Origin of the sequence: Borrelia parkeri, from assembly GCF_023035815.1 — a bacterium.
GTDB classification, from domain to species: Bacteria; Spirochaetota; Spirochaetia; order Borreliales; family Borreliaceae; genus Borrelia; species Borrelia parkeri.
In genome coordinates, this window is record NZ_CP073159.1 from 193,083 (window position 1) to 210,587 (window position 17,505).

Here is a 17,505-nt window from a genome sequence, read left to right on the forward strand (position 1 = left end):
TATTTTAATGACAATAAATGAAGCAATAAAAAATTCAAAACAACATAATTTAAATACTCTTGAGATTTTATTACTACTTGAAAAAATCTTAAAGAGTCGAAAAGAATTAATTCTTGCAAATATAAATAAAAATTTAACAAAACAAGAAGAACATAAATTATTGTGTCAAATAAACAGAATAAGATCAGGCATACCCATAAACTATATACTTAAAACAAAAGAATTTATGGGTATTGAGTTCTATATAAACAAACATGTACTAATTCCTAGAGAAGATACAGAATGTTTAGTAGAAGAAGCTTTAATTCAAATTAAAAAGCACAATTTAAATAAAATTTTAGATTTATGTTGCGGAAGTGGATGCATTGGCTTAACAATTGCACATTATCTTAAGTGCAAAGTAACACTATCGGATATTTCAAATAAAGCCTTAAAAGTATCATTAAAAAATACACAAAAACTAAAATTAGAAAATTATATAGAAATACAACATTCAGATCTGTTAAAATACATAAATAAAGAGTTTGAGCTAATCATAACAAATCCTCCTTATTTAAATAAAGATGAACTAAAAATAAAGGAAAAATTAATAAAAGAACCAAGAGTGGCTCTTTTAGGGTTTGGAAAAGACGGGCTTGAAATTCCAAAAAAAATAATAAGACAGGCAAAATACAAGCTTGCCAAAAATGGACTCTTAATAATAGAAATGGCTCCTTGGCAAACAAAATCTTTAAAAAATTTTGCAATCCAGGAAGGGTTTGACTATTTAAAAACTATATATGACATTGAAAGCAGAGAAAGAGCATTGGTCTTAAGGATAAAGAATGATACAAGTCTATGAAATTGCATACTTACTTAAAATAAATGATATTGATAAATTAAAAAATATTTTTATAAAGACTGTCAATAATATTTATCAAGATGAGATTCAAAAAAAATTAATATTTAAAGCTCTTGAAATATCAGAACAATTACACTACGGACAATATAGAGAAAGTAAAGAGCCATATGTCATCCATCCAATAATGGTTGCATTATTTCTTATAAAATTTCAACTAGACTTTAAAACAATAATAGCTGGGTTACTACACGATGTTCTTGAAGACACAAGTGTCAAAAAGGAAGAAATAATTAAAGAATTTGATCAAGAAATTTTCAGTCTAATTGATGGGGTAACCAAAATTCACGACCTACACAATAAAACAAGAGCAATCAAAGAAGCAAATACCATTTCAAAAATGTTTTTTGCAATGACTCATGATATTAGAATAATAATAATCAAACTTGCAGACAAACTACATAATATGGCAACCCTTTCTCACTTACCTAAAAACAGGAGGGAAAGAATTGCAATAGACTGTCTTGCCACTTATGTACCAATTGCAGAAAGACTTGGTATCTCATCTCTTAAAATATATCTTGAGGATTTATCATTAAAATATCTTTATCCAAAAGAATATAAAGAAATCAAAAATTTTTTATCCGCAACAAAAATAGAAAGGGAAAAAAAATTATATAAGGGAAAATTGATAATAGAGAAAGAACTTAAAAAAATTGGCATCGATGTCACAATCACAGTACGTTCAAAACACTTTTACTCAATATTTAGAAAAATGAAAACAAGAAATAATAATATTTCTCAAATCTTTGATACCTTGGGAATAAGAATAATTTGTAAACAACAAAAAGAATGCTATGAAATACTAGAAATTGTACACAAAGTTTGGAAACCAATACCTGGAAGACTAAAAGATTACATAGCAATCCCTAAAGAAAACAAATATCAATCTCTACATACCACTGTCAGAATACCTGAAGATAATCAATTGATAGAAATACAAATTAGAACAGAAGAAATGGATAAAATTGCTAAATATGGTGTTGCGGCTCACTGGCTTTACAAAGAACAAGTCGAATTAAAAGCTGATGATATATCATTTATCAACCGAATCAAAAAATGGCAACAAGAATCGGTTAACAAAAATCAATACTCAATGCATGACATACACAAAGAACTCTTAAACACATTTATATATGTCTATACACCAGAAGGAGAAATAGTAGAACTTCCATTTGGCTCAAACTCAATTGACTTCGCATACACAATACATACAGATATTGGGGATCAAGCACTTTATGCAAAAATTAATGGTAAAATTAGCTCACTAACCAAACCATTAAAAAATGAACAAATTGTTGAAATATTTACCTCTCCAGAGGCAAAACCTGATGTAATTTGGCTTAACAGTGTTAGAACAAAAAAAGCACGCTCAAAAATTAGATCTTGGCTTAACAAAAATGACAATACAATATTTGTAGACAATAACATAATTGCATACCTTATTGGAGAAAATAAGGAACAGAAAAGACTCTTCAGCTTGTTTAAATCTTTAACAAAATCCAAAATAAAAAGCATTACAATATCCCCTGACTGTAATCCATTAACAGGTGAAGATATCATTGGGATAATACAAAAAGATACAATAGTAGTTCACAAAGAACATTGTAGAGAAATTACACATCAGAAAAAAAGTCATCTTGTAGAAGTAGAATGGGAAGCAACACCAACAAGGAAAGTATATCATATCATAATATTCTTAAATAATTTAAAAGGTCTTTTTAATTATTTAGACAATCTTTTTACAACTTTTGACGTAAGACTTATTAGTGAAAAAATAGAAGACTGCGGAAATGGATATGGAATAATTAACATTATTATCTCATCAAATGCAAAAAACGTATCAATGATTTTTACTTCACTTAAAGAAAATCCTAACGTACTTCAAATAATGCAAGTAGAAGAAGACATAAAAAATTATGATAATTAAGACATTACTCTTAATACTAATACAAACATTCATTTCACATAAAATAATAAAAGCAGACGAAATAGAACAATGTGACAAACAAATAAGAAAACATATCACAAAAATTAATGAACTAAACAGATCTTTAGAAAAGATAAAACGAATAGAAAATACTTATGATTACATAAAAAAATATTTTCTAGAAAATAAGATTCAACACAAAGAACACTCACTCCAAGAAATTGGATTTATTGGATACTCGCAAAAAACAATTCACGTAAAAATAAAAGGCACAGAAAAAACTAACTATAATATCATTGTCCCAATAGAATCACAATATGATCTAAAAAATAACCTAGCAATTGCCATTATAATAACACTAATAAATAATTTCAAGAACAAAGAGATAAAGAATAACCTAAACATTTATTTTATAGAAGACGACTCAAATAAACAAATATCAACAATAAGCAGTAGATTGTTATTAAACAATAATGTACTTGACAAAAATATAAATACAATATATTTAATGCTAAATGAAGACAAATCAAACAACTTAATAGAGTTTAAAAATCAATCAAACATAATAAATTCAAAAACAAGTTTAAGCTTTTTAGAAAATTTTATAAAAACATTTGAAAATCATAAAGTAAACTTTAACGTATCAAAAATAAATGACAAACATATCAATGAAATATACAATTTGTATTTAAAAGAAGAAATTCCAATTTTAATAATAAGCAACAATAAAGAATGCTCACTCTTAAAACATGTAAAAAATAATAATCTTTGTGACATTTACAAATCAATTGAAGAGACAATCAAAGCTAAAAAAAATAATCAAAGTGAAAATGAACTACACTATATCATTATAAATATGCCATTTAAAAAGTGGATAATAAATGAAAATACACTTATCATAATAATATATGCTATTTGCAATTTCATTATATTAGTGTTCATCACAAAATTTAAAAAAACTAGTATCATACTTAGAAAAACAAAAGAAAATTACCATAAAATCATAAAACTATTTTTCATATTATTCCTAAGCACATATATTTCTACTCTAATTACAAATAAAATGTTAACAGCATATGAAAATTTCATAGACTATAAGATTATAAATCCAATATATCTAGTAAATTTTTTTCTAACATTATTTAACTTCAATCTTATATCTTATTTCACATATAACTTTAAAATACATTTAAGCCTTAAAGAACTTAAATATTTAGCAATATCAATCTCTATAATTGAACTTATTATAATGTTATATATCAAAATAGAATTTATTTTAATCATAATTTTAAAAAATATACTAATATTAATTATTCCTAACAAGACAAAAATTCTAAAAAAGATAGTAATAATGCTTATTTGGATAACAAATCTCATGCTAATAACGTCAATACAAACAACCTTAATGACGGCAAGACCGATTGCACTAAGCTATTTCATATCAATTTCACTTTTCTCAGCAATACTTACCAACATTGTAGAACATTTAAAACATAAAACTGAGACAATAAAACAAGAATTTACAAAATTTGAAAAGATTGAATCTATCATTCTTTTTCTAATAATCGCCATTACCATAATATCACACGACATAGAAAAAATTTCAACAATAAAAATAGATCAAATAATAAGCTTCCCAGAAAAAACTAACAAAATTAGCGTAGAATACCTACAAGACAACAGAAATACAATTCAAATTTCAACAAAAGATTTTAATTTAAGCTTAGAAAAAAATAAAAAATACACAGAAAAGGAAATTCAAACACAAGAAAACTTAATAGATTTATTTTTTCAAAAAATAGATGTAGCTGAGAGAACTACTTATGACATTAAAATTACCACAAATAAGATTACAAAACAAATTAATCTATTTTTAAAAAATGCATCTGAACTTATCATATATCAAAGCAATACACCATATAAAATAGCATCCAACAATATAATATTTACAATAAATAATATTAAATCAAATACAACAAATATAACTTTTACGGTTAAATCTCAAGAAAAAATTAAATATGACGTTTTTGCTTACTCTGATATCAATAAAAACTACGTAAAAATATATGATCAAAAAACAAAAAAAGAAATTAAAAACATTAATATAGACTATTCATACGCAATAAAATATTCTGGAATACTTCCAAAATCTGCAAAATACAATCAAAATCCCTTTTTTAAACTTCAAAATGACAAGGAAATTGAAAATTTAAAAAATTTGAAACTAAATTAGTTTTCCAGACGGTGAAAATCAATCCTCTCCTTTCTCTTTGCATAACTTTGAAAAGCTAAAGCTATCAATTTATCAACCAAAGATCCATAATCAAGACCATCATGTTCACACATCTTAGCAAACATAGAAATATCTGTAAATCCTGGAATTGTATTTATTTCATTAACATAAACTGAGTCAGTATCTTTTTCGATCAAAAAATCAATCCTTGCCATACCCCTAAGCTCCAAACATTTATAAGTAAAAAATGCATATTCTTTAATGTCTAATAAATGTTTGGTATCAAGGTGAGCAGGAATATTAAAGACAACCGAATTTCCAGGAGTAGTGGAATATTTAGCATCATAGTCATAAAATACAAAATCCTGTATAACAATTTCACCAGGAGTAAATATTTTAATCTGCTCATTTCCAATAACAGCACATTCAATCTCCCTTACCTTCATAAACTTCTCTATAACAACTGTTAAATCATACGTAAAAGCTTCTTCAATACATTTTTCAATCTGAGTATCATTATATGCAATGCTTATTCCAATTGAAGAACCTAGCATAGCCGGTTTAACAATGACAGGATAATCTAAACTTTGCTTTATGTCTTTTTTGATACCCTCTTTATCTAAAAGATAATCATATTTTTTAAAACCAATAAAGGGCACTAAAGGAATATTAAAACTTTTAAGCAAAAGCTTACAGAAATACTTATTAATAGAAATAGCACTTCCTAAAATTCCAGAACCAACACAAGGAATATCCATAATTTTTGAGAATCCCTGAATAGCACCATCCTCACCTGTTCTCCCATGAATAATAGGAAACACAACATCAATTTTAAGATCCTTATTATTTACAAATATTCCATAACCAGGAATTAAACTAATAATAGCAGAACTATCTTTTTTAATTAATTTAGGATCATCAGGAACAGAATCTAATAGGTACCAACCCCCAGTAATTTTATCAATAAAACTTGAAAACACATTATATTTATCAAGCTTCATAAGAGCTGAATAAATTCCACAAGCAGATCTAAGAGAAATTTCATGCTCAAAAGAAACTCCTCCAAATATTAACATAAGATTTTTTTTCATCAAATCAACTCCTATTTCTCGAAATTATATCTTTAACAACAGCTTGCTCATCCCAAAATATACTTCGATCTTTATATATTATTGAGTTTTCATGCCCCTTCCCAAGAGTAACCACCAAATCGTCAGTATGTGCAATATTGATTGCCTTTTCAATTGCACTTTTTCGATCAGGAATGAAAAATAAATCTTTATTTAAAGTCTTTCCTGAAATTCCTTCCGCAATATCTCTAATTATTTGCATACTATCCTCACCTCTTGGATCTTCATCACAAAGTATTATTATATCTGAATATTTATCTGCAATTTCTCCTTGCAATTTTCTCTTAAGAACATCTCTCTCTCCAGCAGAACCAAAAACAGAAATCAATCTATTTTTTGAAAGTCTTTTAAAGATAGGAAAAATTTTAAGAAAAGCTCCGGGTGTATGCGCATAATCAATAATCAAAGAAAAATCCTGCCCAAAATTAACACCTTGCATTCGTCCAAAAAGACCCTCAATATTTACAAGCTTATCAATAAGTTCTGAAACATCAACGTTCATAACTTGACTAACAACAATTAAAGCCGCCATAACATTTTCGACATTGAAACTGCCAGTCAAATTAACTCTAGCATCATATTTAACATTCTTATGATAAAACTCAAATTCAGTAAAACCCATTTGTTCATTAATCTTACTTACAAAAAAGTCAGCATTTTTATTCTCTAAACTATACGTATAAGCCCTATTAATAGTATTTAAAAAGGTAGAAAAATTTTTATCATCCATATTGATAATACCAAAACCACCATTAGCATCTGCAGAAGAGAAAAGATTAAGTTTAGCATTTAAATAATGCTGCATAGTACCATGAAATTCAAGATGTTCATGACTAATATTAGTTAAAACAGCAACAGAGTACGCAATATCAATGAGTCTTGATGTTCTAATATCAAGACCATGCGAAGTCGATTCAACAATAGCATATTCAACATTGTTTTCTACCATTTTACTAAGAACTAAATGAATTTCTGTTGACTCTGGAGTCGACTGCCTATAAGGATTCTTAACTAGCGTTCCACTTCCATCTTCAAAGAATACCGTTGAAATAAAACCAACTTTAACACCCATAGATTTTAATAGAGTATAGATATAAAAACAAACAGAACTTTTACCATCAGTTCCTGTAACGCCAATAATCTTAAGATTTTTTGAAGGCTCATTATAAAAAACATGAGCAAAATTTGACATAAATTTTTTTATATTACAAGAATCAATTTTAATATATGTCACATTGGGATCATAAACATCAATATCATTAGTATGCACAATAACATTACTACCTCGCTCAATTGCCGAATTGATAAATTTTTGACCATCAAAATGAAATCCTGGAAGAGCAAAAAATACAAAATGAGATAAAACACATCTTGAATCATATGTAAGTCCCAAGATTTCTACTTCACAAGACCCTTTAATTTCCTTTACAAAATTCTTATCTAACTTAGATAAAACATTATTAAGCATTTTTTCATTCATATTCATAAATATTACAAAAATAAAAATTATTTTTATAGAAAAACATATAAAGAAAATACTTAAAAAAGTTCAATCACAATTATTCAATTATAAAAGATACTGTTTACAATTTAAATATTTTTTAATAAACTAACTAATGTTTAGAATGGCGCTGTACCCAAGTGGCTAAGGGAGAAGTCTGCAAAACTTTGATTCGCCGGTTCGATTCCGGTCGGCGCCTTGTAATCCTTAAGTAAAAAGCCAATGCAATTTTTTTTTACAAAGACAAACAAAACTAAAGAAAATGCTTTAAAGATAAATTAAAATAATACTTATGTTAGAATTAACAATTATATTAATATTTATAATATTATCGGCAATTTTTTCAGCATCAGAGACAGCCTACACATCATTAAGCCTAATTCAACTTCAAGACATCAAGAAAAAAGGCAAATTAGGAACAGTAGTATACAACTTAGCCCAAAATCCATCAAAGCTTGTAACGACAATTCTAATTGGGAATAATATTGCCAACATAACAGCAAGCGCTCTTACAACAAAATTTGTCCTCGACAAATATGGAAACAATGCACTTGCTTTATCAACTGGAATCATAACAATAATAGTGCTTATATGCTCAGAAATATTTCCTAAACAGATCGCAATTTTAAATAATGAGAGCATAGTTCTATCAACCTCAATCTTACTCAAAATATTAACAATCTTATTCACACCAGCAATATATGTAATTAATGGAATAGTTAAAATTTTACTAAACCTATGTAAAATAAAAGCAAGTCAAAAAATGACTAAAGATAGCATTAAAAATATGTTATTTTTGGCCGAAAAATTAGGAATTTTAGAAAATGATGACAGAATATTCATGCAAAAAATGTTAAACATAGGAGAAGTTAGGGCTTCTGAGGTTATGACACATCGAACAGAAGTATTCTCACTCTCAAGCACATCACAATTAAAAGATAAGATCAAACTAATTAAAAAAGAAGGATATTCCAGAATTCCTGTATATAAAGGTCAAAATAGAGAACAAATAATAGGAATTTTAATAACTAAAGACCTAATCGAAATAAGTAAAAAAAAACTTGAACAAAACATTATTAAATTTGTCAAACCTGCTGTTTTTGTACAACAAAACAAAAGGATCAAAGATATACTAGATATCATGAGACAAAAACAAAAAATAATGGCCATCGTTATCGACGAGTATGGAGGATTTGCAGGAATACTTACAATAGAAGACATAGTAGAGAAAATCTTTGGTGCAATATTTGATGAATATGATTTTGAAGAACAAAAACAACTCATTACTAAAAAAGATGAAAATATCTACCTAATATCGGGCGAAACCACATTTGATGAGATTGAAGAAACAGTTGGAATAAAGATTCAACACAAAGATTATATAAACACAATTGGAGGATACATAATGGATTTACTTGATAAAATACCCACGGGTGGAGAACAGGTTAGCACAGAACATGGAGAATATTTAATAGAGGAAATCCAGAATCATAAAATAAAAAAAATAACATTTACAAAATTTGAAAAGGAGTAAAAATGCATAACAAAAAGGAGACAAGATGTTAAATGATATCTTAAAATTTTTCAACAAAACATATGAATATATGATAATTCTAATTATATTAGTAATAACATTACTAATAACCATTGCAAATATTTTTGTGGTGGGACCATCTGATGAAGCTATAGTTCTTCGTCTTGGCAAGTTAAATAGAATACTTGAACCAGGCATACATATAAAAATTCCATTAATTGAAGAAAAATTAATTGTACCAGTAAAGATCGTACAAGAAGTTAAATTTGGTTTTAATACAGATAATAACACAGGACCTAACTTGAACGAAGATGACGGGATAATTATTACTGGTGACTTAAATATAATTAGGGTTGAATGGTTAGTACAATACAAAATCAGTGACCCATATTCTTTTATGTTTAAAGTAGAAGATCCTGCAAAAACCATAACAGACATTGCAAAATCATCAATGAACAGATTAATTGGGGACAATACTATTTTTGAAATAATTAATGATAATAGAGTTGGTGTCTCAGAAGGAGTAAAAGACTCTATGAATGAAATCATAAAAACATATGATTTAGGCATTGATATTGTTCAAGTACAAATCAGAAATGCTATGCCACCAAAGGGAAAAGTTTATGAGGCATTTGAAGATGTTAATATCGCAATCCAGGATAAAAATAAATTCATTAACGAGGGAAGAAAAAAATTTAACCAAATAATCCCAAAAATTAGAGGAGAAGCCCTTAAACTGATAGAAGAAGCCAAGGGATATAAGGAAAACAGAATAAATACCGCATTAGCTGATACCTCCATTTTTAATGCAATCCTAAATGCATACATTAAAGATCCAGAAATTACAAAAGAGAGAATCTATAACGAAGCAATGAAGGAAATTCTTGAGAATAAAGACAATATTGAAATAATTGACAAAAACTTAAATAATTTCCTTCCATTTAAGGAGGTTAAATAAAATGAAATACATACTAAAATTTTTATTCTCTATTGCTAAGATTTTAGCTTTTACATTAATATTTGGCTTAATATCGTTAGCTATAATGCAACCACTCTATATTTTAAAAGAAAACGAAATTTCAATAACCACAAGACTTGGTAAAATTGAAAGAACTGAAAACACAGCAGGACTTAAATATAAAATTCCATTTATTGAAAATGTACAAATATTTCCCAAAAACATACTTAGATGGGATGGAGAACCTCAAAGAATTCCAACAGGAGGAGAAGAAAAACAATTAATCTGGATAGATACAACTGCTAGGTGGAAAATTGTAGACATTAATCAATTTTATACAGCAATTAAAACAATGAATAGAGCTTCTATAATAATTAATGCAGCTATTGAACCTGCAGTCAGAGGTGTTATTGCCAAGTATCCTTTGCTTGAAATCATCAGAAGTTCAAATGATCCAATTCAACGTCTATCTGATGGAGTTTTAACACCACAAGAAATTACAGATAACACAACTTACAAGATCACAAAGGGTCGAAAAACAATTGAAAATGAAATAATTGAAGTTTCCAACAAAAACACAAAAGACATTGGTATTGAAATTGTCGACGTTCTTATTAGAAAAATTGGTTATGATCCAAGTTTAATTGACTCTGTACATAACAGAATGATTTCAGAAAGACAACAAATTGCAGAAGAACAAAGAAGTACAGGAATTGCTGAACAAACAGAAATTCTTGGTAGCATTGAGAAAGAAAAGTTAAAGTTATTAAGTGAGGCAAAAGCTGAAGCAGCTAAAATTAAAGCTGAAGGAGATCATGAGGCTGCAAAAATATATGCAAATGCTTATGGCAAAAACGTTGAATTTTACAAATTTTGGCAAGCATTAGAGAGTTATAAAACAACACTTAAAGACAAACGAAAAATATTCTCAACAAATATGGATTTTTTTAGATATTTGCATAATAAAAAATGAATTATAAATGGGGCAAATAATTAATTATATTGTGCCCCATTTCAGCAAATACTAAAAAATAAAGATAATTTCACAAATAACAAATTTTAGTAAAAACATTGTAAAAGTTAAGACAATAATTATCACCATAAAAATATACAATTATCTTTATCATATACTTCATTATAATGTTCCAAAGACTGAAAATAGTATTTACTATGTTTTATAATAACTAAAATTGACAAAAAAATTACTCACTCAAAAAATTACAAATAATTTTTTATTGACAAAAAACTTTGTTTATGAAAAAATTACTTCTGTTAATAAAAAATTACAATGACAAAAAAATTTTTAGCCGCTGTAGCTCAGTTGGTAGAGCAGAGGACTGAAAATCCTTGTGTCAGGAGTTCGATTCTCCTCGGTGGCAATATAAGTTAAAAGATTTTGTCTATACAATGCAGCCCACTTAAAAAAAGTAAGAATAAACTTTAGGTCTCAGCTGTTAAGAGGCCATATAAAATTATATAATAAGTATAGCTGCATCTCACCTCAATTGATAAAGCATAGGTTAAAATTCCTGACTCGTGCATTCAATTGTATTAGACAAAAATACTTAAAGCTTTTAAGAGGGCTCTCAATGATTTTCAAAGAAATAAAAAAAGTAGAAGATTTAACAGAAAAGGATATAATTTTTTCAAATATTGGAAATATGGCCAAATTAAGTACAAGAGTAAATGAAAAAATAATCACATTTTTAAATAAAGGTAACGTTTTACACATACCAGTAATAAATAATTACGAAAATATTCCACATGACAAACTAATAAATACAATTAATGAAGAAATTCTCAACAATGAAATAAATTCCTTAAAGGAAGAGCTAATAGAAGCATTAAAAGATATATATAAACCATTTTCAGAAAAAGATAAAATGTTTACAATCTCTGGAAGAAAAACATTAATTAACTTAAATACACTAATGGAAAAAGAACCCGATCCTATCTACTTTAAGGAAATAATTGAGGGCAGTTTTAAGATTTTACCAAAACACAAAATAATATCTATTCAAAAGATATTACTAAAAATCTATGATTATTTTGATTTCCAAAAAATTATAGACAAAGACAATCTTAATAATACAAAAACAATAAAAAAATTATATCTACATTCAATCAGAAGAGATTATGAATTTTGCAGGGAACAAATAAAAACAGAAGGCGACTCCATATTGATACATGCAATTGATACTACGATCTACTTTTTAAAAAGTATTGCACAATTAAATAAAGAAAGGGCTACCAAAGATGCTCCACGATCAACATCAAAATTCTTTATCGACAAATCGCACTACACAGAATTCACAGAATTTTTCTACGATAATGACATTATACTGCAAGCTGCACTTGGAGTACTATTACACCCAATTGGACTCATGCATATCACAATATTACAAAAATTAAGAGAAAAGATCAGTTTTAAAAACAAAGACACAAAAGAAAAATATATGTCTAAAATAGAAATTTTAGAACAAAGTATTAATATTTCTAAAAATCTATTCAGAATGAGAGAAGATATTTCTGCTATTACAAAGATGATAATAAATGGACAAAAAAGCTATCTTAACATCAAAAATCGTGCAGAAACAACAACAAAAAAATTTACCCATGAGCTTATTAGAATTTTTTGCATAATAGATACTTATGATGAAATGGTTAATCCAATTATAATCAAAGAACCCGTTAATCCTTTAGAAGCTATTAAATTTTTAACTGAAAACAGTGAACAATACTATTGGACAAAAGATAACCCGGAAGAATACTTAAAAAACAAAAAATTTGACGTAGAAATGCTAAAAAATTTTCTAAAAGTCCTTGCACCATTCGATTATGGAGCAATAGTAGATGTATACATAAAAGATTGTAATGAACCTTTATTTAAAGCAGTTGTTTTGAAGTATACAATAGGTATTTTGCCCATTATGTCCATTATCAAACACAAGGACAAATCTTACAAAATTGGAGATATACTCCTAAACCTTGAATCTAGAGAAATTATCATAAAGGGACAAAACGGAGAAATTAAGACAAGTCCATTTAAAAATACAGATCAATTTGAATTAAGATACAACATTGAAGAACTTAAAAGTGATGAATTTCAACTTTTGACTCCTATGCAAGATTAATAAGCTTAAACGTAAGACTTAACTTTAAAAAAATCAAGTTTTGACCCCCCATACTTTCTAAAATCATATTTAGAGAGTCTTAAAATATTGTTGTCCAAATTTTCTCTCGAAGGATAATGAATAATAATTTTTGCATCTTTATTTAAACTTTCATTTTCTGATATTATTTTAAGTAAATTATCTTTAAAAGAATATCCAAAAGGCGGATCAAGATAAATAAAGTCATAAAAAAGATCACTCTTTTTAAGAAATAATTCAGCCTTCCTGAAAAAAAATTTGTAAGGTTCACTCACAACTTCAAAATTCTTAATCAAAACATTTTTAGAAAATTTATTACAATCAACAAGATGAGCAAGATTAGCTCCCCTACTTAGAGCTTCAAGGGACATTATTCCCGTGCCTGCAAATACATCAAGAAAATTTGATCCTAAAATCTGATTTAAAAAAATGGAAAAAAATGCTTCTCTAACAATAGCCATCACAGGACGCACACCACCTATTTTAGGAAAAGCAACATTCCATCCCTTATACTTACCTGCACTTACATGCATAAAAATAGATTTTAAATCATTTTCAAAAAAAATTAAATATTTATAATTTAATTTTTGATATAATTTTAATTAAGAGAGACAAAACATGAAAGGTATTATCTTAGCTGCGGGATATGGAACAAGGTTCTTACCCATCACAAAAACTATTCCAAAGGAAATGCTTCCAATTTTAAATAAACCATCAATTGATTATATTATTGAAGAATTTACTAATTCTGGAATCAAAGAAATACTAATCATAACTTCAAGAAGAAAGAGTGTTTTGGATAATTATTTTGATAGAGAAATTGAACTCGAAACTGTATTTACCAAAGAATGTAAAAAAGACTTGCTAGAAAAAATCAAACTTAAAGATATTAATATTAGCTTTATAAGGCAAAATGAAATGATGGGCACAGGTCACGCTCTACTACATGCAAAACCCTGGATAGGTACTGAAAATGTAATAGTCGCATACCCTGACGATTTACATGTTGGATCACCATCCTTAACAACACAATTAATAGAAATGCATAAAAAAACTGGAAAAAACATATTATCTGTTATTGAAAATCCTAAAGACATTAACAGATATGGAGTAATAAAATTAAATAAAGACAATATTCATGTCAAAGACATAGTAGAGAAGCCAGAAATTGGAAAAGAACCAAGCAATAAAGCATCTATTGGAAGATTCTTATATACCCATGAATTTTTCAAATTTTTAGAAGAAGGATTTAAAATTCACCAAAAAGGAGAATATCATCATATTTATGCCTTAAGAAAACTCATGTCTGAGAACAAAGTATTATACAAAGAAATAGAAGGCGAAAGACTTGATATAGGTGATATTGGGGGATATTTAGAAGCAATAATCAAAATTGCAAAACGTGATGATAAATTATTACAAATCATTAAAAATTCACTAAGGAACTAAATGAAGATAGCACCAAAATATCAAGAGTTTTATAATTCTCTTAGCATATTAAAAAAATATATAAATATAAACATAGAAGAAAAAATTTTAAGATATAGCATATTATCAAAACTTTACAAGCTCAATGAAGAAGAAATTCAAAATCTTATAAAAATAAGTCAAGATTATGAACTTAAAAAAAATAAAATCAATATCACACTTGAAGAATATTATTATGAGAAAATACAAGACAAAAAAATAAAAAATTGGATACTAGAAATAATTAGAGAAAAAAATTCATTACAAATAAAAAAAGAAACAAATCTTATCAGTAAAAGATCTGGGATAACATATAAATTAAATTCCACCAACTTTTTAAAAATAATTGAAATACAAAATAATAGCAAATACACACAAGAAAAAAAAGAATTATATAAACAACTAATATTAAATTTCTCTAGTAACTTGAAAATAGAAAATCTAGAACCAACAATAGATATATTAATAGCTGTAAAACATAGAAATAAAGAAAAAATTAAACGCATACTAAAATATAATCAATCATTTCAAAGATTATTTAAATCAAGTTTAGGAAAAAAACAAAGTAGAGTAATAAAACTAAAAAAATTACTCATTTTAACCTACTGGCCAGTAGGATGTTTATCTAAATCACTTTTCAATAAAATTTTAACAAAAAATTACAGATACATAATAGATGAAGTTTTAACTCTAAAGTATGATGAGATTCTAAAATACCTAAAAACAATTAAGACTTTCAGTCTTAATGAAATTTTTTACAAAGGATCAAATAAAAATTCTAATTTTAACTACTTTTTTAGTGAATTTATGAAATATACCCCTAACGATTTTCAAAACACTTTAAAAACTTATTTATTTTCACTTGAAAAAACTGCAATACAACAATACCTGGAATGGTTTTTTAAAGACAAAGTACCAAATGAATGGGAAGATTTCATCTTTGCAATTGAATATCTTGAAACGCATAAACTGCTCAACCTAAGTTCCAATATCAAAGATATCATCATAGCAAAATTTAAAGCAGAAGAATTTTTTGTATCTTTTGAAAAAATGAATTTCAATCCATACAAAAGTTCAAAAATATTTCAAAATAAAAATATAAAAAGAATATTTTTACAAAATATAATAAATTATATAAAAGACAACTCAACAAAAATAGATACATACGGATGGATTGCATTTTACATTTATGCAGATAAAAATGATAAGGCACAATTCTCAAAAGATATAAAAAACTTTTTTGAGAACAAAAACCTTGAAATTCAAAATCAAATATTTGTATATTTTTTATCCTTTTATCCAAATATTGATAAAAAACATTTTGAATTCATATCAGAAATAATGATACACCTCGATAAAGATAAAATTTCAATACCTCAAGAAATAATAAAAATGCAAGAAATAAGTCCTTACAGATTAAATTATCGTAAATCATACATTTTTGTCAAATCATTAATTTTAAGAACAAGGGTATTTAAAATATTACATAAAAATATTAAACTAGAACTGCTATTTAAACTAGAAGAATTTAAAACTGAAACATTACTACCTGCCATATGCTATATTACTTGTCATTCCAAACCAAATGCATTAAAAGAAGAACAAACAATGTCATCCGAAAAAAAAGAAGAAATAATGAAATTTATTACATTTTTAACTAAAGAATAAAATAAATTTGATTTTAAGACACTATGAAATATAGAAATATTTATCTTAAAGTAATAAAATAGTACTCATAAAAGATATGAATAAATGTTTATTATTGCTCAAAAATCTGATTGTCTTGCTTATTTTATTACTTAATTCAAATTTGGCATACTCTCAAAGATTAATTAGAATTGGACAAGAAGAGATAAAAAATAAAAATTATTCACAAGCAATAAAAATCCTAAGTGAAGCCATTCAGAAATACCCAAAAGTACAAAACGGCTATTACTTTCTAGCAATAGCCTATAGAGAAAATAATCAACTAACCGAAGCAGAAGGGGCTCTGCTTGATGGAATTGCAATAGGAGGAGACATTGATTATAAGTTATATTTTGAACTGGGTAACATAATGTTTAAACGAGGTGAGGGTTATTATAACTTAGCAATCAAATATTATTCCAATTCAGTTAAAAATATGCCCAATTATGACAAAGCACTTCTTAATAGAGCAAATTCTTACGTTGAACAAGGAAAAATTAATTTTAAAGAAAAAAATTACAAAAATGCATGGGATTCATACACTATGGCAATCCATGATTATTCACAATTTATTACATTAAGATATGAAAGTGAAAAAAAAAATGCTATTCTCCACATGATAGCTCTGTTAAGAAATAAAAAAGCCGCTCTTGAAGAACTTGACAACAGTCTTAAAAATAGAAGTGAATACATTGCCACAGAACAGCAAAAAGATAACGATAACAACAATAAACAAGAACATATGAGCAAAAATGATAACAAAAATAAACAAGAACATATGAGCAAAAATGATAACAAAAATAAACAAGAGCATATGAGCAAAAATGATAACAAAAATAAACAAGAGCATATGAGCAAAAACGATAACAAAAATAAACAAGAACATATAAGTAAAAACGATAACAACAATAAACAAGAACATATGAGCAAAAATGATAACAAAAATAAACAAGAGCATATGAGCAAAAACGATAACAAAAACACACAAGAGCATATGAGCAAAAACGATAACAAAA

General features: G+C 26.7%; 12 protein-coding genes, 2 tRNA genes and 1 pseudogene. 12 read left to right on the plus strand and 3 right to left on the minus strand.

Annotation, left to right across the window (positions count from 1 at the left end):
- The first annotated feature begins 7 nt into the window (after window positions 1-7).
- From prmC to bpSLO_RS00955, 3 genes are read left to right on the plus strand one after another with little or no spacing between them, the layout of a single operon-like run.
- A complete protein-coding gene (gene prmC / locus bpSLO_RS00945) occupies window positions 8-841 on the plus strand; it encodes a peptide chain release factor N(5)-glutamine methyltransferase (protein ID WP_025375234.1) in 834 nt (277 codons plus the stop codon).
- Window positions 825-2,828 (plus strand): RelA/SpoT family protein, encoded by a 2,004-nt coding sequence (locus tag bpSLO_RS00950; RefSeq protein WP_025407486.1) that lies wholly within the window; start codon window positions 825-827, stop codon window positions 2,826-2,828. Before prmC ends, bpSLO_RS00950 begins: the two co-directional genes overlap by 17 nt.
- Entirely contained in the window at window positions 2,818-5,061 is a 2,244-nt protein-coding gene (locus bpSLO_RS00955; RefSeq protein ID WP_025407485.1) for a hypothetical protein, read from the plus strand. The genes bpSLO_RS00950 and bpSLO_RS00955 overlap by 11 nt, the downstream gene beginning before the upstream one ends.
- Here bpSLO_RS00955 and bpSLO_RS00960 read toward each other — a convergent pair.
- Together bpSLO_RS00960 and bpSLO_RS00965 are read right to left on the minus strand one after the other, a co-directional pair.
- Window positions 5,058-6,152 carry a D-alanine--D-alanine ligase gene (locus bpSLO_RS00960; protein ID WP_025375237.1) on the minus strand — a complete coding sequence of 365 codons (1,095 nt, stop codon included), beginning with the start codon at window positions 6,150-6,152 and terminating at the stop codon, window positions 5,058-5,060. The two genes, bpSLO_RS00955 and bpSLO_RS00960, sit on opposite strands and share 4 nt — an antisense overlap.
- 4 nt (window positions 6,153-6,156) lie before the next feature.
- Window positions 6,157-7,671, minus strand: coding sequence for a UDP-N-acetylmuramoyl-L-alanyl-D-glutamate--2,6-diaminopimelate ligase (locus bpSLO_RS00965; protein WP_025407484.1), 1,515 nt, complete (start codon window positions 7,669-7,671; stop codon window positions 6,157-6,159).
- A 147-nt stretch (window positions 7,672-7,818) separates the two neighbouring features.
- On the opposite strand from bpSLO_RS00965, the gene bpSLO_RS00970 reads away from it, so the two are divergent.
- The 6 genes from bpSLO_RS00970 (at window position 7,819) to bpSLO_RS00995 (ending at window position 13,318) form a co-directional block, all read left to right on the plus strand.
- Window positions 7,819-7,891, plus strand: a tRNA-Cys gene (locus tag bpSLO_RS00970).
- 93 nt (window positions 7,892-7,984) lie between these two features.
- Window positions 7,985-9,226, plus strand: a complete 1,242-nt coding sequence (locus tag bpSLO_RS00975; RefSeq protein ID WP_025375239.1) for a hemolysin family protein — start codon at window positions 7,985-7,987, stop codon at window positions 9,224-9,226.
- A 25-nt stretch (window positions 9,227-9,251) separates the two neighbouring features.
- A complete protein-coding gene (hflK, locus tag bpSLO_RS00980) occupies window positions 9,252-10,184 on the plus strand; it encodes an FtsH protease activity modulator HflK (protein WP_025375240.1) in 933 nt (310 codons plus the stop codon).
- Window position 10,185: 1 nt separating this feature from the next.
- Window positions 10,186-11,157 carry a protease modulator HflC gene (hflC, locus tag bpSLO_RS00985; RefSeq protein WP_025375241.1) on the plus strand — a complete coding sequence of 324 codons (972 nt, stop codon included), beginning with the start codon at window positions 10,186-10,188 and terminating at the stop codon, window positions 11,155-11,157.
- A gap of 333 nt (window positions 11,158-11,490) precedes the next feature.
- A tRNA-Phe gene (locus bpSLO_RS00990) sits at window positions 11,491-11,563 on the plus strand.
- A gap of 210 nt (window positions 11,564-11,773) precedes the next feature.
- Window positions 11,774-13,318, plus strand: coding sequence for a hypothetical protein (locus tag bpSLO_RS00995; protein WP_025407483.1), 1,545 nt, complete (start codon window positions 11,774-11,776; stop codon window positions 13,316-13,318).
- A gap of 5 nt (window positions 13,319-13,323) precedes the next feature.
- On the opposite strand, the gene rsmD is transcribed toward bpSLO_RS00995, so the two are convergent.
- On the minus strand, window positions 13,324-13,869 hold the full coding sequence (gene rsmD / locus bpSLO_RS01000; RefSeq protein ID WP_025375243.1) for a 16S rRNA (guanine(966)-N(2))-methyltransferase RsmD: 546 nt from the start codon (window positions 13,867-13,869) through the stop codon (window positions 13,324-13,326).
- An 85-nt stretch (window positions 13,870-13,954) separates the two neighbouring features.
- Between rsmD and bpSLO_RS01005 the strand changes: the two genes are divergently transcribed.
- From bpSLO_RS01005 to bpSLO_RS08060, 3 genes and pseudogenes are all read left to right on the plus strand, one after another.
- Window positions 13,955-14,785, plus strand: coding sequence for a UTP--glucose-1-phosphate uridylyltransferase (locus bpSLO_RS01005; RefSeq protein WP_025375244.1), 831 nt, complete (start codon window positions 13,955-13,957; stop codon window positions 14,783-14,785).
- Window positions 14,786-16,471: a BB_0208 family protein gene (locus tag bpSLO_RS01010; protein ID WP_038447941.1), complete on the plus strand. Its 1,686-nt coding sequence runs from the start codon at window positions 14,786-14,788 to the stop codon at window positions 16,469-16,471.
- A gap of 76 nt (window positions 16,472-16,547) precedes the next feature.
- Window positions 16,548-17,207: pseudogene (locus bpSLO_RS08060) on the plus strand (tetratricopeptide repeat protein); the annotation flags it as partial.
- Window positions 17,208-17,505 lie beyond the last annotated feature (298 nt).

Bases quoted from the DNA above. Each gene is read 5' to 3' on its own strand.
- prmC (WP_025375234.1), top strand. From the start codon at position 8: ATGACAATAAATGAAGCAATAAAAAATTCAAAACAACATAATTTAAAT.
- bpSLO_RS00950 (WP_025407486.1), top strand. From the start codon at position 825: ATGATACAAGTCTATGAAATTGCATACTTACTTAAAATAAATGATATT.
- bpSLO_RS00955 (WP_025407485.1), top strand. From the start codon at position 2,818: ATGATAATTAAGACATTACTCTTAATACTAATACAAACATTCATTTCA.
- bpSLO_RS00960 (WP_025375237.1), bottom strand. From the start codon at position 6,152: ATGAAAAAAAATCTTATGTTAATATTTGGAGGAGTTTCTTTTGAGCAT.
- bpSLO_RS00965 (WP_025407484.1), bottom strand. From the start codon at position 7,671: ATGAATGAAAAAATGCTTAATAATGTTTTATCTAAGTTAGATAAGAAT.
- bpSLO_RS00975 (WP_025375239.1), top strand. From the start codon at position 7,985: ATGTTAGAATTAACAATTATATTAATATTTATAATATTATCGGCAATT.
- hflK (WP_025375240.1), top strand. From the start codon at position 9,252: ATGTTAAATGATATCTTAAAATTTTTCAACAAAACATATGAATATATG.
- hflC (WP_025375241.1), top strand. From the start codon at position 10,186: ATGAAATACATACTAAAATTTTTATTCTCTATTGCTAAGATTTTAGCT.
- bpSLO_RS00995 (WP_025407483.1), top strand. From the start codon at position 11,774: ATGATTTTCAAAGAAATAAAAAAAGTAGAAGATTTAACAGAAAAGGAT.
- rsmD (WP_025375243.1), bottom strand. From the start codon at position 13,869: ATGCATGTAAGTGCAGGTAAGTATAAGGGATGGAATGTTGCTTTTCCT.
- bpSLO_RS01005 (WP_025375244.1), top strand. From the start codon at position 13,955: ATGAAAGGTATTATCTTAGCTGCGGGATATGGAACAAGGTTCTTACCC.
- bpSLO_RS01010 (WP_038447941.1), top strand. From the start codon at position 14,786: ATGAAGATAGCACCAAAATATCAAGAGTTTTATAATTCTCTTAGCATA.